Source organism: Deltaproteobacteria bacterium (assembly GCA_020848745.1).
In the GTDB taxonomy this organism is placed as follows: domain Bacteria; phylum Desulfobacterota; class Binatia; order UTPRO1; family UTPRO1; genus UTPRO1.
Window position 1 is genome coordinate 56,290 of the sequence record JADLHM010000054.1, and the last position, 15,094, is coordinate 71,383.

The window sequence follows — 15,094 nt, forward strand, 5'->3', positions numbered from 1 at the left end:
GGGTCGGGTGTCGAGCGTCCGGCGCATCAGTAGCGGCGTTTCCACAGCAGATCGACGCCGCTTCGTCCGACCGTGTCCGTCGATGTCTCGAGGCTCCACCCGGGACGGATGACGTACTCGATCCGCAGCTCCTCGACGCTCTGCCCGAACCGATGCGCGAGGCTCACGAAGATGTCGTCGGCCACGTACTTCCCGACCGATACCCGCGCGTCCTGCAGCCCGCTCGTGCCCGCATCGAACTGCAGATCGTCGACGCCGAGCGCGTTCGCGACCGACTCCCGGAGCTCCGACGCCACGTAGCCGCCCGCGATGCCGAGCGCCTGCTCGCGGAGCCCCACGGACTGCGAGCGGCTCAGCCGATCCGCGGGCGCGCCGAAGAGGAGCACCGCGAGCACATCGGCCTGATCGAGCTCGGGCTCGCTCGCGAGCGCGAGGGTCGGCCGGGTGACCGTGCCGCCGACCTCGAGACGCACCAGATACTCGCCGGTCCGGTGCGTCGCCGTGATGTCCAGCGCGGGATCGAACCCCTGGCCGCTGAAACGCACGCTCCCCTCCTCGAGCGTGAACTTCTTCCCCTGGAACGCATACCAGCCCCGCACGCCGCGCACGTCTCCGGCGAGGTGCAGCTCCTCGCCGGGCTTCTTCCACGCGGTGATCCATCCCTGGAGCTCGACGTTGGCGTCGGAGCGGCGCACCCAGGCATCGCGCGGCACCGCGAGCTGCACGGTCACCGCGGCGCGCTCGAAGATCGTCGGCACCGACGGGGGAGGCGGCGCGCTCGGCACGGCGGGCGGCGGCGGCGGCGCGCCCGGACCGACGATCACGATCGTCGGATCGAGCGGACGCGCCGATCCCGCCAGCGCCTCGGGAATCTGGAGGACGAGGCCGTCGGTCTCGAGCGATCCCTCGACGACCGGCGCCGCCGTCGTGCCCGACAGCCAGAGCCAGCCGCTCGCGGCGCCGCGGCCGTATTCGTTGGTGAACAACGGGAACCGCTTCGCTTCGAAGCGCGCATCCATGGTGGCGCCGCCGGCGCCGAGACGCGCGGTGCCGCCGCCGGCGACGCGGCCCTTCCCGCTCGCGATCGTCAGCCGATCGATCGACGCGACCCGCCCGTCGAGGCGCACGGCCGCGTCGATCGCGTCGTAGGTCACCCCGAGCGGCACGACGTGCGCGCGGCCGCCCGTGAGCCCGATCGTCCCGTGCGCCTCCGGGGCCGCGACCGGGCCGGCGACGCGCACGTCGCCGTCGAGCGTGCCGCCGACCTTGCTCACGAGATCCGGCCAGAGCGCCCCGACGAACGCGAGGTCGATCCCGTCGGCGCGCACGCGGGCCTCGGGATCGCCGAGCGCGAACCGGAACGGCGCCAGCGCGAGCACGAGCGGAGCGCCGGCGTCGACGACCAGCGTCTGCGCCGCGCGCGCGAGCCGACCGTGCAGCTCGCCGCGCCCCGCGGCGACCGCGACCCGCGCACGCAGCTCGTCGTAGCGCGTGCCACCGAGCGTCGGCGCGGCGATGTCGACGTCGGCGTCGATCCGGGGCGCGGCGAAGCCGCCGCCGAGGCGGACGCGGCCGGCCAGACGCCCGCGCGCCTCGGCGGGCACGAGCCCGGCGAGCGCCTCCAGATCGAGGCCGTCGACGACGACCTCGAGGTCGCTGCCCCCGGCGGCGAGCACCCCGGTGACGCGGACGCTGCCGTCGCCCGCGCGCAGCGCGAGGTCGCCGATCGAGAGCCGCGCGCCGCGGAGCTCGAGGACGGGCGTACCGAGCGCCGTCCACACGGTCCCGCGATGCGTGAAGCGCACGGTTCCGACGGTCGCGCGCGTGGTGTCTCCGCGGCGTGCCACGTCGGCGCGCAGCTCGTGGAACGCGCCGTCGGGCTCGCGGGCGCGCACCGCCACGTCGCCCCGGAGCGCGGTGAGCGCGCCGCGCGCGCCGGCGTCGACGCCGATCTCCGTGAGCCGCCGCTCGCCGAGGGCGGCCTCGCGGGCGGTCCCGTGCAGGGCCACGTCCGCGGCGGCGCCCCCGAGTCCGCGCCCGACGAGGCTCGCGTCGAGGGTGGCGGTCCGCCAGCCTGCGCCGGCGAGCTGCCGGGCGGCGACCACGACCTCCGCGTCGAAGGCCGCGGGGCTCCCGCGCAGCGTCGCCCGCACGCTCCCCGCGCCGCTGAAGCCGAAACGACCGAGGAGCGCCGCGAGCGGCGCCAGATCGGTCACGCGCGCCTCGGCGCGGACCCCGCCCGTCGCGCCGCCGGGTGCGCCGCCGAGCCTCGCATCGCCCGCGGCCGCGACCGTCCCGACGTTGGTCGCGACGTCCAGGCGATCGACCGTGAGGCGCCCGGCATCGGCTCGCACGGCGGCGTCGCCGCGCGCGATCGTGACCCCGCCGACGCGGCTCGGCGCGATCGCCACGCTCGCGTCGAAGCGCGTCGTCGCGGGCTCGAAGCCGACGCCGGCGACGCGCGCCGTGGCGTTCAGCCGCCCGGCGAGCGCGGGGCGCGCGAGCAGCGCGCCGAGGTCGAGCTCGGTCGCGACGACGTCGACCGCGTACCGTTCGGCACCGGCGCCGAGCGCGACGTCGCCGGACGCGCGGACGCTTCCCGCGTCGTTCGTCGCCGCGACATCGAAGCGCAGGCCGTCGTCGGCCACCCGCAGCGTCCCGCGCGTGGACGCGAGCGCGGTCGTCCCCACGCGCGACGCGCCGAGGTCGAGACCGACATCGTAGACGCGCCGAGCCTCCGCCCGCACCGCGAGGGTGACGCTGCCGGCGAGATCGGTGGGCGGGAACCTCGCGCCCGCGATCGCGGCGAGGTCGACGTGCTCGAGCGCCGCCCGCAGGGAGCCGGTCGGCGCCGCGGCCGCGAGATCGAGCGTCCCCTCGATGCCGAGCCGGCCGACCGCGCGCGGTCCCGCGTCCCCCGCGGCCTCGGCCGCGAGCGCGCCCGTAACGGCGACGGCGGCGCGCGGCCCGTGCGCCCGTAGCTCGCCGCGCCAGTCGCTCGGCGGCAGCCAGTCGCTGCGCGGCAGCCCGGCGCGAAGGAGCGCGCGCGCGTCCGCCGCCGCGAGGCGCTCGACGCGGAGCACGCCGTCCACGGCGGCGCCGAAGCGGCCCGTGAGCGCGACCGACGAGGCGGCGGTTCGCGCCCGGGCGTCCTCGATCCTCCATTCGCCGTGCTCGGCCGCGACCCGGCCCACGACCTCCTCGAAACGCACCCCGCTCCCTTGCTCGCGAAACGCGAGCGCGTCGATCGCCACCCGCGCCGCCCCGGGCGCGAAGCGGGCGGCGCCCTCCACCGTGACGCCGCGCAGGCGCCACCCGCGGCCGGAATGCACGATCCGCACGGCGCCGTTCGTCACGCGCAGCGAACGCAGATCGACGACGAGCGTCGGCCGCGGCTCCTCGCCAGCCGCCTTCGCGAGGCGCTCGACGTTCCAGCCGCGCTCGTCGGCGGCCAGCCGGAGCGCGACGCCGTCCGCGACGAGCGACGTGACGCGCACACCGCCGCCGCGCGCCAGGAGCGGGAGATCGTAGGTCGCGACGAGCCGCCGCACCGCGAGCACGCGCTCGCCGTCCTGCACCAGCCGGACGTCGCGAGCGACGAGCGTCCCGAAGAGATTGCCGTCGAGCGCCCCGATCACGAGGCGCCCGTTCAGCTCGGCGTTCACCCGCGCGACCACCTCGCGGCGGAGCCAATCGCGAAAGGCGGCGGTCTGCGACACGACGGCGAGCCCGGCGACCGCGGCGGCGGCGAGGCCGCCCAGGACCAGACCGCGACGCGCCCACCGGCGCACGCGCGGCGTCATCAGAACGCCTGTCCGATGCTGAAGTGGATCTGCCAATGCGGCTCGCCTTTCGGAGGATCGAGCGGCACGCCGACGTCGACGCGCAGCGGACCGACGAGGGTGTGGTAGCGCACGCCGACGCCGGCCCCGAACTCGAGGTCGCCGAGCGTCCAGCTCGCGGGTCGGCGTCGGACCTCCCCCGCGTCGAAGAAGATCGCGCCGCCGAGCGGCCCGTAGATCGGCGTGCGCAGCTCGAGGCTCGCCTCGAGCAGGCTCCGCCCGCCGACCGGGTCCTCGTCGTCGTTCAAGGGTCCCAGCATGTGCCGATCGTAGCCGCGCGTGCTGTTGATGCCGCCGGCGTAGAAGCGGCGGAACATCGGGAGGTCGCGGCTCTGGCCGAACCCGTCGCCGGTCCCGATGCGCACCCGGCCGGCGAGCGTGCGCTTGCCCGGCAGCGGCACGTACTTCTTGGCGTCGGCGACGGCCGTGAAGAAGCTGTACGCGCCCTGCCATGGCCCGCCCGCCTGTTCGACGGCGAGGTTCACGACGCTGCCCTCGCGCGGATCGAGGAGGTCGACGGTCGTGTTGCGCTCGACCACGCCGGTCAGGCTCGAGACGATGCCGCGCCCGACGTAGTCGTCGCGGCCGCCGTCGAGGCGCGCCACGGTGGCGCCCGGCACGTTGCTGAGATCGTCGTACTCGACGTTGTACCCCGCGGAAACGGTCAGGCGCGGAGTGAGCTTGCGCTCCACCCGCGGCGCGAAACGGACGCGCGCCACCGTGAAGCCCGGCTCGTCGTCGCGGAGCTGCGTGAGCGGCGCGATGAAGGTCTGCCGCGGATGGAGGAAGTACGGTTGGCGGAACTCGCCTTCGATCGCCTGCTCGATCCGGGAACCCTTGAGGCGGAACCCGAGCTGTCGGCCGCCGCCGAAGAAGTCGTGGTGCTGCCAGCGCAACTGGCCGCGGACGCCGTCCTCGATCCCGTAACCGATGCCGGCGACGATCTCGCGCGGCGGTCCCTCGACCACGCGGACCGCGACGTCGACGGTCCCGCTCCGCTCGTCGAGGTTGCGGGGACCGACGACCACCGAACGGAACAGGCGCAGACCGAAGATCCTGGCCTGCGTCTCGTCGAGCTTGCCGGGATCGTACGGCTCGCCCTGCCGGTACGCGATCTCGCGCCGTACCAGACGCATCGCGACCTGATTCGTCCCCTCGACGTAGGTGATGCCGAAGACGGCGGCGTTCTCGCGTGTCACGCGATAGCGGACCTCCGCGTCGTGGGTTGCGGTGTCGACGCGCGCCGATTTCTCGACCCGCGCGTACGCGAAGCCGCGCCGCTCGAGCCGGAGTTCGATCCGATCGCGCCCGGCGTCGTAGCCCGCCTGGGTGAAGGGCGCGCCGACCGCGAGCGGAACCTCGGCACGGAGGGCGTCGTTCTCCGTCTCGCTCGGCGCGAAATCGACGGCCTCGACGGCAACGCTCTTCACCGCGACCACCGGCCCTTCGTGCACGACGACGACGACCGTCACGCGCTCGCCGCTCACCACCAGATCATGGTCCACCACGGCCTCGTAGCGGCCCGACTCGCGCAGCCACGTCCCGATCCGCTCGAGATCGCTCCGCAGGAGGCGCGCGTCGAAGATCGTCGGCTCCAGCCAGCGCTTCCAGGGCTGGTACCACGGCGGCAGGCGCGTCCGCATCACCGAGCGGATCGTGCGCGCCGAGATCGTCTCGGTTCCCTCGATGCGAACGCCGGCGAGCACGTACACCGCATCGGGGGCGAGGGCGTCCAGCGGCGCGGCGGCCACGTCCGTCCGGAGCAGGAGCCCGAGAGCGAGCGCCGTCCACCGCATCCCCAGCCGACACATCGGAGCGCCGATGCTATCGAGGCGGTCTCGGCGCGAGCAAACCATGTCCTGTGACGTGCGGAGCGCCGAAAAGCTGCCACTCCGGACTACAAATAGACGGCACGCTGACACTCGCAAGCGCCGGACGGCAGCCGGCATACGGCAACCTACTGAAAATCCGTATGCTTCACCTGAAGCGCCGCGGCCCGCAACTTGCTGTTCGGGCCGGAGGAATGATGCGTCGAACCGACCGCGGGCGGCCACGGCGCCGTCGTACGGGTGCACGACCCGCCACGGACGCCGCCACGCATCCCGCATGCGAGACTGCCATGATCTCGCACAAGTGCATGAAAATCCAGAAGTTCATCGACGTTCGGGACGAATATTCTTCTTGACAAGGCCGAGACGGGGCTCCTATATGTCGATACCGCGACCTGGAATGAAGTACTCGAGTGCCGTTCGCTTGCCGAACAGGATCACCACCTTCAGTGAGAAAAAACAACGTTAGGTAGCAGCTAGGAATCACCATGATGGCCAAGGGCATTCGCGAGTTTCCTGGTGTGTCGTGGACCTCACCGACTCGCGGAACGCTCCGCCATCCCCAACCAACCCGACGAAGGAGGGTAACCACCATGAAGAAGCACTTTCTCGCAGCAGGCGCCGCCGCACTGGGGCTCGGTCTGGCGAGCATCGCCAGCGCCGCCAGCACGCCGTGTGCGGTCTCCTACCCGCACCCGGCGAGCGCCAAGCAGATCAAGGCGAGCCTGGTGCAGGCATTCGTGTCCTGCAACAACCCGGGCGGCAACGTCCCGAACGCCACCACCGAGACCGGCACGGTCCCGACCTGCTATCCGGCCGAGACCTACCACCAGAACGCCGGCTCCCCCGCGCTCGGCTGGGTCTTCGGACCGAAGGGCAAGGGCGACATCACCTTCAAGGCTGGTAAGAACAAGGTCGTGGGCCCGCTCAACACCGATCCGACCGCCAGCGATCTCAACATCCAGCTGAAGATGTCGAACATCACGGACAACACCGGCGACGCCACGGGGAACGGCACCGTCGCGACGGTGGCTCGCGCGACCCTCATCGACCGCGCCGAGAGCGCGCTCGGCCCGATGACGGTCATCGACTTCCCGACCTCCTTCGGCGTCTCGGCGGCCGGGGGCAAGATCTCGAAGAAGACCTCCGCCACGGTGATCCTGAACGCCTTGAGCCAGCCGGCGCTTCCGGCCTGCACCACGATCGAAGTCGTCGCGGTCCTGGTCAAGGATCCGAACGGCAACCCGTTCGCGAACCTCGGTACGTACCTCCCGTAATTCGCTGCGTTTGATCGCTTCTTTTCGGTTGCCCCATACGAGCCACCCGCCCCGTCCACGGGCGGGTGGCTTCGTTTCGTGGGCCCTTCTCTGTTGTCTTTCTCTCGTCGCGCTGGCTTGCTCGCCGAGCGAGACTCCCCGGCCGGTCGCGATCGCGACCGCCGTCCCCGCCGCCGTCGCTGCGGCCACGGCCGGCGCCCCGGCGCCCTCCGCCACCGCAGCGGGAGCGGAGGCCGCGGCGGATTCCGCCGCCGCGACCGACCTGAACGACTTCTCCGACACCGCCGACTTCGAGTGGAACTTCGACGAAGAGGCGAGCGACACGGAGTTCGAGATCGACGCGGCCGCAACGGCTTTCTACATGCCGCGCGGGAACATCGTCACGTTCAAGGCCAAAGCCCTCAACGGAACGCCGCCTTTCAGCTTCACCTGGGACTTCGGCGACGGCTCCCCGCCGGGCAGCGGCGAGATGATCAAGCACCGCTTCGAGAAGCTCGGCAACATCGAGGTCACCGTTCGGGCCAAGGACGCCAGCGGCGCGACGGCGTTCATGCAGCTCGGGCTGCTCGTACACCACCCGGTCGACTACGCGTACCGGATGCAGCAGGACGAGAAGACGATCGAGGAGCTGAAGAAGCGCTACCCCGACTGGGTTCCGGCATCGCCCGCCCCGGCCGTCACACCGTAGATTCCGAGCGGCACGAGCTTCCGGATCACCGCGGTCGGCGGCGTGTCCGCCGGTGAATCGGGCAGGTAGATCGCGAGATCCACGTCCGCCGCGACCGATGTGAACGCGAGGCCGGGTGCGCGCGGTGCGGGCGCGTAGCGGCTCTGGATCCAGTACGCGGGCCGGGCGCCCTTCGCGAGATGCGCGAGGAGCGCGCGCCACGCCGGTCCGCCGCCGGTCGCCATGACGGTCTCGCGCCCGTACACGAGCCAGAGCGCGACCTGCGGTTGCAGCTCGGCGAAGCCGCCGTCGATGACGACGACCGCATCCTCCGGGAGGCGCTCGGCGATCATCCCGACGGCGGCGAGATTGCCGGCGAAGTACGGCGCCTGCCGCTTGGCGACGATCGGGCGCGCCTGCCACGCGAACGTCACGGTAGCCAGCACGACGGCCGCGACGCGCGCCGCCGAGCGCCGCGAGTCCCACAGCGCGCCGATCACGATCCCCGCGAACAGCGCGGCGCCCGGAAGCACGATCGGCAAGTAGCGCCGCATCGACCATGGCTGGTAGTCCGCCACGCGCGGGCTCGGAACGAAGACGAGGGCAACCAACACGACGAGGATCACGGCGAGCCGCCCCGCCCGGCCGCCCCTCCGCCAGCCGACCCCGAGGCCGACGACGGCGAGCGCGAAGCCGAGGGGCGAGAGCGAGCTCGCGAGCCACCCGAGATGGCGGACCGTGTCCATGCGGCCGCCGATCCGGAGATAGAGCGCGACCATCGCGACCGTCGCACACGCAACGAAGAATCGCAGCGTCGTGCGTCCTGGAGCCCATCCCCGCCAGGCCGCGGCGATCGCGACCGAGAGGGGCAGGATGGGCGCGAGCACGAGGAGGCAGAGGATCCGCCCATCGCCGAGCGCGGGTAGCAGCGCGAGCGTGAAGCGGGCACGCGCCAGCGCCAGGTCGTTCCAGAGATACGCGACGTGATGGTTCGGCGAGCCCACCAGGCCGACGGCCGCGATCCCGCCCGTGCCGAGGGCACCCGCCACGACGGCGGCGAGCTCGCGCCGCGAGACCGGGCTCCAGAGCGCCCACCAGGCGAGCGCGCCGATCGCGAAGAGCAGCGTCTCGGCGCGCGCGACGCCGCCGAGGCCGAGCATCACGCCGGCGGCGAACGGCGCGCCGCGGCCGAGGAACACGAGCCCGCCCCAGACGAACGCGATCGTGAGCGGCTCCGACATCGCGAAGCGCCCGAACCACCAGACGGCGAAGTTGCCGAGGAACACGAGCGCCGTCGGGAGGACGGCGGCGGCCCCGAGCATCTCGCCGGCGAGGAGCGCGAGCGCCCAGGTCGCCAGGCCGATCGTCAGCGGCGCGGCGATCGGCGCCCACGACGCGCCGCCGATCGCCGAGAGGATGCCCGTCCAGCTCGACAGCAGCGGGAAGAACGCCGGCAGGGCGGTCGGCGCGTCGCGACGCTCCTTCAGGAGTCCGCCGGGGAGCCGGACGTAGGGTCCCCGGTCGAGGAATCCGACGCTCATGAAGAGCGAGCGGCGGAGATCGGCGGGAAGCCCGGGCCCGACGCCGTCGGTCACCTCGTACGCGCCGGTGCGCGCGAGATGCACGCCGGCGTCCACGTACATCGTGGAGTCGGACGCCGCCATGAACGTCTCGAACGGCGGCCACGGCCAGGCGCACGCCGCGAGCCCCGCCGCGCAGGCGGTGAGCCGCAGGCGCCGCACCGCCGCCCGGGGCGCCTCCGTCGCCGCGCGCCCGCGGAGCAGCCCGACGGCCGACGCGACGAGCGCGACGCCGCCGAGCGCCGCGGCGATCGCGCCGAGGGAGAACGCGCCCTCCCGCGCCAGCACGACCGCGACGACCGAGGTCGCCGCGAGGCCCCACCAGACGATCGCGAAGAGGTCCACCGGGGCCGGTCCGAGCCGCGCCACCGTCCAACCCGAGAGCGCCAACGGCACCAGCAGGGTCGCCGCGCGGACGACGACGGCGGGATCAGTCACGCGCCGCCGTCGAAGGAGCGGGCATGCGCGGCGCCAACCGCGCCCCGTCGGGAGCGAAGATGCGCGCGCGCCCCATGCCGCACTTCGCGAGACGGAACTGCAGCGACGTGCGCAGGACCCCGATGCCGTAGATCGTGCTGCGGCGGAAGTCGATCGACGACGCCTCGGCGAAGTACTTGGCCGGACACGACACCTCGCCGATGCTGAAGCCGAAGTAGGCGATCTGGGCCAGCATCTGGTTGTCGAACACGAAGTCGTCGGAGTTCTCGAGGAGCGGGAGCGTCTCGAGCACCCGGCGCGAGAAGGCGCGATAGCCGGTGTGATACTCGGAGAGCTTCTTCCCGAGGAGGACGTTCTGGAAGAACGTCAGAACGCGGTTGGCCACGTACTTGTACCTCGGCATGCCCCCAACGAGCGCCCCGTCCGACAGCACGCGCGAGCCGAGCACGACGTCGTACTGGCCGACCGCGACGAGCGACGCCATCGCGACCAGCAGCTTCGGGGTGTACTGGTAATCGGGGTGCAGCATCACCACCACGTCCGCGCCGCACTCGAGCGCGGCGCGATAGCAGGTCTTCTGATTGCCCCCGTACCCGAGGTTCTTCGCGTGCACGATCGTCGGGATGCCGAGTGAGCGCGCGACCTCGACGGTGCGGTCGGAGCTCCCGTCGTCGACGAGGAGGACGTCGTCGATGTAGGCGCGCGGGATCTCGGCATGGGTTTGCCGGAGGGTGAGCTCGGCGTTATACGCCGGCAACACCACGACGATGCGCTTGCCGAAGAGCATGGGACGCCGGCCTCGATACCACGAAGTTCCCGTGAGGTCTCGCCGGTGCGGACGCTGATCGTCGGCGCCTCCGGGCTCGTCGGCGGCGCGCTCCGCGCCGAGCTTCCCGAGGCGGCGGGCACCCATTTCCGGAACGCCGTACCCGGACTCGTGCCGCTCGACATCACGGACGCGGCGGGGGTCGATGCCCTCGTCGACCGGCTCCGGCCGGAGCTGATCCTGCTGCCGGCCGCCGAGCCCGCCGTCGACCGCTGCGAGACCGAGGCGGCGGAGTCGGAGCGGGTGAACGTCCGCGGCACGGGCAACGTGGCGCGGGCGGCGGCGCGGGTCGGCGCCCGCATGGTCTACTTCTCGAGCGACTACGTGTTCGACGGCGCCGCCGGCCCCTACGAGGTCGACGCCGCGCCGCACCCGATCAACGCCTACGGCCGCCACAAGCTCGCCGCCGAGGAGCTCGTGCGCGCGACGGTCGCCGACCACCTGATCGTCCGGGTGTGCGGCGTCTACGGCTACCAGCCGGAAGGCAAGAACTTCGTGATGGCGCTCGCGCGCCTCGGCGCCGCGAAGCAGCCGATGCGGGTGCCAAGCGACCAATGGGGAACCCCGACCTACGCCCCGAACCTGGCCGCCGCCGTACGCGAGCTCGCCGCGTCCGGTCACCGCGGCATCGTGCATCCGGTCGGCCCCGACTATCTGACCCGCATCGACTTCGCGCGCCTCGCGGCCGAGGTGCTGGGCCTCGACGACGCGTTCCTCGTGCCGGTGACGACGCCCGAGCTACGCCAGCCCGCGGCCCGGCCGCTGCGCGCGGGGGTCGACAATCGCTCCACGCAGTTGCTCCTGCGCGCGACGCGCCTCGTCGGTGCCCGCGAGGGCCTCGGCCTCATGCGCCGCCGCCTCGAAGCCGCTGCCGCGTCGTGAGGAGCCGATGGCGCCGTCGTGGGTCGCGCGCTGCCGGCCGGCGCGGGGGGACGCCGCGGACGTCGTCACCACGAGCGATCCCGAGCGCGTCGCCTCCTACCTGACCGACGCCGCCCGCGTGCCGGGGGGCCACACACCGGCCGTGTCCTTCCCCGGGAGCGAAGCGGCCGTCGCGGCGCTCCTCGCAGCGGGCGCGCCCGTGCTGGCCGTCGGCGCGCAGTCGTCGCTCACCGGGGGCGCGACGCCGCGCGGCGAGCGATTGCTCTCGACCGCTCGCCTGACCGCGATCGGGCCGGCCGCCCCAGGAAGCGTCACCGTCGCGCCCGGCGTCGTGCTCGCCGACCTCGCGCGGACGCTCGCGGCGCGCGGCCAATGGTACCCGCCGATGCCGACCTACGACGGCGCCACCATCGGCGGCAGCATCGCCACCAACGCCGCCGGCGCCGCGACCTGCAAGTACGGCGCGACGCGAGCCTGGGTGCGGGCGCTGACGGTCGTCCTCGCGGACGGCGGCGTCCTCGAGATCGCCCGCGGCGAGGTCGCGGCGAGCCCGACGGGCCACTTCGAGATCGTCGGCGTCGACGGCGCCACGCGCCGCGTCGACGTCCCAGCCTATCGCATGCCCCCGGTCCGCAAGCTCGCCGCCGGCTACTACGCGGCGCCCGGGATGGACCTCGTCGACCTCTTCGTCGGCGCCGAGGGCACGCTCGGCGTCGTCACCTCCGCGACGCTCGCGGTGCTGAACGAGGTGCCCGCATGGTTCGTCGCGCTGGCGCCGTGCCGGAGCGAGGCGGTAGCGCTCGCGCTCGCCGACGACCTGCGGCGGGCGGCCGCGCCGACGGCCGCCGCCCCCGTCGACGTCGACGTCGCGGCCGTCGAGTGGCTGGACGCGCGCTCGCTCGCCCTCGTGCGCGCCGACGGCGCCACCGCCCGCTTCGCGTCGCCGCTGCCGGCGGACGCCGCCGCGGCGGTGCTCCTGCAGGTCGCGCTGCCGCCGGACGTCGACGCCGCGACCGCCGCGACCCACCTCGCCCGCGCCCGCGACCCGGCGAGCGACACCATGCTCGGCCGCCTCTGCCGCCTGCTCGAGCGTCACGGCGTCCTCGCCGACGCCGTGCCCGCCCTTCCCGGCGACGACGCCGGCAGGGCACGCCTCTTCGCCCTCCGTGAGGCCGTGCCGCAGGCCGTGAACCGCCTCGTCGGCGCGGCCCAGCGCGCGATCGACCCGGCGCTCGCGAAGTCCGGCGGCGACGTCATCGTCCCCGCCGAGCGCCTGGCGGAGCTCGTCGAGCGGGCGCGCGCCGAGCTCGCCGCCCGCGACCTCGATCACGCCATCTGGGGACACCTCTCGGACGGCAACCTGCACCCGAACGTGTTGCCGCGCCGCGCCGGCGACGGCGCGCGCGCCGCCGAGGCGCAGCTCGCGATCGGCCATGCGGCGATCGCGCTCGGGGGCAGCCCCCTCTCCGAGCACGGCGTCGGCCGCAGCCCCGTGAAGCAGGCGCTCCTCGCCGCGCTCTACGGCGACGCCGGGGTGGCCGCGATGCGCCGGGTGAAGCGCGCGCTCGATCCGCGCGGCATCCTGGCCCCGGGGGTGATCTTCCCCTCGGGATCGGTGTAAGCAACGACCCGCATGCCGAGCGCCCCGCCTCCGCCCTCGCCGATCACGGCGGTCGCCGTCCCCCCGCCGGGGCTCTGGCCGACGCCCGGCCCGTCGTTCCCGAACGCCGGCGTCGCCGGTGTGGTCGCGATCGCGCTCGCGTACTTCTCGCTCGGCGTCGCCGTCGGCGGGTGGATGAGGCAGTCGCCGGGCGGGCGTCGCTGGCTGCCGTTCGTCGTCGTGCCCGGGGTGCTCGCGGGCCTCGGCTTCATGGCGTGGGTGATCCGATCGCTGCGGTGACGGCGCGCGCGACGGGGCGCGGGGAAGCGGTCGCGATCGCGGCCATCGTGGCCGGCGCGGCCGGCGTCGCCGCGCTCGTCGGGGTCCGCGGCGACTTTCCGCTGAGCGACGACTGGTCCTACGCCTGGTCGGCGCGCGCGCTCTGCGAGGAAGGCGCGCTCCGCTTCATGCCGTGGACCGGCACGAGCCTCGTACTCCAGACATGGTACGGCGCGGCCCTCTGCCACGCGTTCGGCTTCTCGTTCGAGGTGCTCCGCGCCTCGACGCTGGCGCTCGCGACCCTCGGCGCGATCGGCTTCTGGTCGCTGCTCGGGTGGGCCGGGGTCCGCGGCACGCCGCGCGCCCTCGCCGCCGCGCTCTTCGCGCTCGATCCGCTGTACGTGAATCTCGCCTTCACCTTCATGACCGACGTGCCCTTCACGGTCGCCGCCGTGTGGGCCGGCTACTGCTACGTCCGCGGCTTCGCCACCCGGCGGCGCGCCTGGCTCGTGGCGGGATCGTGCGCCGCGGCCGCGGCGCTCCTGATCCGCCAGCACGGGATCTTCGTCGCCGCCGCCGCGAGCCTCTCCGCCCTCGTCGAGCCGGATCGTCCGTGGCGCGCGCGCGTCGCGGACGCGTGCGCCGCCGGCGCGATCGCCCTCGCCGCCTCCCTCGGGTTCCACGTCTGGCTCTTCGCGATCCACGGCGCGCCGCTCGCCGTGAGCACGAAGCTCGGCGAGGCGAGCCGGATGCACCCGGCCGGCGTCGTGAACGCCGCGTTCCGCGGGCTCGAGACGCTGGCGCTCCTGGCGGCGCCGCTCGCGCTCGCGCTCCGACGCGACCTCGCGGCGCGCCACCGCCGCCTCGTGATCGCCGCGACGAGCCTGCTCGCGATCCTCGCCGTGCTGCTCTTCCTGCGCACGGGCGCCGCGATGTTCTACCTCACCAACGTCATGTACGACCTCGGGCTCGGCGCGTCGTCGCTCCGGGACACGCAGTTCCTGGCGCTGCGGCATCCGGTCGAGCTCGGCCCGGCGCTCGGCGTGGCGCTCACGCTGGTCGCGACGCTCGCCGCCGGCATCCTGACCGTGGGCTGGGCCGACGGCGTGCGGCGGCGCCGCGAGCCGGCCGCGTTCTTTCTCGCCGCGGCGAGCGCGCTCCTCTTCCTCGGGAGCCTCCTCCACGCGCGCTACTACTTCGACCGCTATCTCCTGGCCGTGCTGCCGTTCGCGCTCGCCGCGCTCGCCGTCGCGGGCCGCGCCGAGCTCGGCAAGGCCGGCCTCGCGCTCGCGGCGCTCCTCGCCTGGTACGCGATCGCGGGCACGCACGACTACCTGGCGTGGAACCGCGCGCGCTGGGCGGGGCTCGCGGAGCTCGCCGCGGCCGGCGTCGCGCCGACCGAGATCGACGGCGGCATGGAGTTCAACGGCTGGACGCTCGCCGCGACCCTGGACCGCTGGCCGACCGACGCCGAGGCCCGGCGCGGCCAACCGCCGACGAGGAAGAGCTGGTGGTGGGTCGTCGACGACCGCTTCGTCGTGAGCTTCCGGCCGCTGCCGGGATACGTGGTCCGCCAGTCGCGGCCGTACACGCGCTGGCTTCCTCCGGGCACGGGTCGCGTCGTCGTACTGGAACGCGCGGCCTCGTGACGCCGTAACGGCGGCGAGAGCCGCGCCGGAAATCGCGACGCGCCGCTGCCGGCCGCGCGACTAGGAGTCTGCGCCACGGATGCCCTGTGACGCAGACTCTTAATGATCCCCCGGCAAAGCCGGGGGAATTTGAAGAGTGAGCCGCTCAAAGCGGCTGGAATGTTGGCCGCTCACGAGCGGCCCTGTGAGCGCCCTGAAGGGCGCTGCTACCAGAGGTGCAGCTGA

10 protein-coding genes are annotated in these 15,094 nt (G+C 73.7%); 6 read left to right on the forward strand and 4 right to left on the reverse strand.

Going from position 1 to position 15,094, the window contains the following annotated elements; translation table 11 throughout:
- Window positions 1-26: 26 nt before the first annotated feature.
- Both IT293_07145 and IT293_07150 read right to left on the reverse strand, forming a co-directional pair.
- Window positions 27-3,803: a translocation/assembly module TamB domain-containing protein gene (locus tag IT293_07145; protein MCC6764424.1), complete on the reverse strand. Its 3,777-nt coding sequence runs from the start codon at window positions 3,801-3,803 to the stop codon at window positions 27-29.
- Window positions 3,803-5,653, reverse strand: a complete 1,851-nt coding sequence (locus IT293_07150; GenBank protein MCC6764425.1) for a BamA/TamA family outer membrane protein — start codon at window positions 5,651-5,653, stop codon at window positions 3,803-3,805. Before IT293_07150 ends, IT293_07145 begins: the two co-directional genes overlap by 1 nt.
- Before the next feature lie 611 nt (window positions 5,654-6,264).
- Here IT293_07150 and IT293_07155 point away from each other — a divergent pair.
- Complete coding sequence (locus tag IT293_07155) at window positions 6,265-6,948, forward strand: hypothetical protein (GenBank protein ID MCC6764426.1); 684 nt, start codon at window positions 6,265-6,267, stop codon at window positions 6,946-6,948.
- A gap of 28 nt (window positions 6,949-6,976) precedes the next feature.
- Window positions 6,977-7,636: a PKD domain-containing protein gene (locus IT293_07160; GenBank protein MCC6764427.1), complete on the forward strand. Its 660-nt coding sequence runs from the start codon at window positions 6,977-6,979 to the stop codon at window positions 7,634-7,636.
- Here IT293_07160 and IT293_07165 read toward each other — a convergent pair.
- Both IT293_07165 and IT293_07170 read right to left on the reverse strand, forming a co-directional pair.
- Window positions 7,588-9,633 carry a hypothetical protein gene (locus tag IT293_07165; protein MCC6764428.1) on the reverse strand — a complete coding sequence of 682 codons (2,046 nt, stop codon included), beginning with the start codon at window positions 9,631-9,633 and terminating at the stop codon, window positions 7,588-7,590. The two genes, IT293_07160 and IT293_07165, sit on opposite strands and share 49 nt — an antisense overlap.
- Window positions 9,626-10,420 carry a glycosyltransferase family 2 protein gene (locus IT293_07170; GenBank protein ID MCC6764429.1) on the reverse strand — a complete coding sequence of 265 codons (795 nt, stop codon included), beginning with the start codon at window positions 10,418-10,420 and terminating at the stop codon, window positions 9,626-9,628. Before IT293_07170 ends, IT293_07165 begins: the two co-directional genes overlap by 8 nt.
- 45 nt (window positions 10,421-10,465) lie before the next feature.
- Between IT293_07170 and IT293_07175 the strand changes: the two genes are divergently transcribed.
- Genes IT293_07175 through IT293_07190 form a run of 4 tightly spaced genes read left to right on the forward strand, consistent with a single transcriptional unit; the run spans window position 10,466 to window position 14,869 of the window.
- Entirely contained in the window at window positions 10,466-11,341 is an 876-nt protein-coding gene (locus IT293_07175) for an SDR family oxidoreductase (protein ID MCC6764430.1), read from the forward strand.
- Window positions 11,342-11,348: 7 nt separating this feature from the next.
- Window positions 11,349-12,962, forward strand: coding sequence for an FAD-binding oxidoreductase (locus tag IT293_07180; protein MCC6764431.1), 1,614 nt, complete (start codon window positions 11,349-11,351; stop codon window positions 12,960-12,962).
- A 12-nt stretch (window positions 12,963-12,974) separates the two neighbouring features.
- Window positions 12,975-13,241, forward strand: a complete 267-nt coding sequence (locus IT293_07185; GenBank protein MCC6764432.1) for a hypothetical protein — start codon at window positions 12,975-12,977, stop codon at window positions 13,239-13,241.
- Complete coding sequence (locus tag IT293_07190; protein MCC6764433.1) at window positions 13,217-14,869, forward strand: glycosyltransferase family 39 protein; 1,653 nt, start codon at window positions 13,217-13,219, stop codon at window positions 14,867-14,869. The genes IT293_07185 and IT293_07190 overlap by 25 nt, the downstream gene beginning before the upstream one ends.
- The last annotated feature ends 225 nt before the right edge of the window (window positions 14,870-15,094 follow it).

What these genes read in the sequence shown, in the direction of transcription:
- IT293_07155 (MCC6764426.1), top strand. Translation starts at nt 6,265, where the DNA reads ATGAAGAAGCACTTTCTCGCAGCAGGCGCCGCCGCACTGGGGCTCGGT.
- IT293_07180 (MCC6764431.1), top strand. Translation starts at nt 11,349, where the DNA reads ATGGCGCCGTCGTGGGTCGCGCGCTGCCGGCCGGCGCGGGGGGACGCC.
- IT293_07170 (MCC6764429.1), bottom strand. Translation starts at nt 10,420, where the DNA reads ATGCTCTTCGGCAAGCGCATCGTCGTGGTGTTGCCGGCGTATAACGCC.
- IT293_07185 (MCC6764432.1), top strand. Translation starts at nt 12,975, where the DNA reads ATGCCGAGCGCCCCGCCTCCGCCCTCGCCGATCACGGCGGTCGCCGTC.
- IT293_07145 (MCC6764424.1), bottom strand. Translation starts at nt 3,803, where the DNA reads ATGACGCCGCGCGTGCGCCGGTGGGCGCGTCGCGGTCTGGTCCTGGGC.
- IT293_07150 (MCC6764425.1), bottom strand. Translation starts at nt 5,653, where the DNA reads ATGTGTCGGCTGGGGATGCGGTGGACGGCGCTCGCTCTCGGGCTCCTG.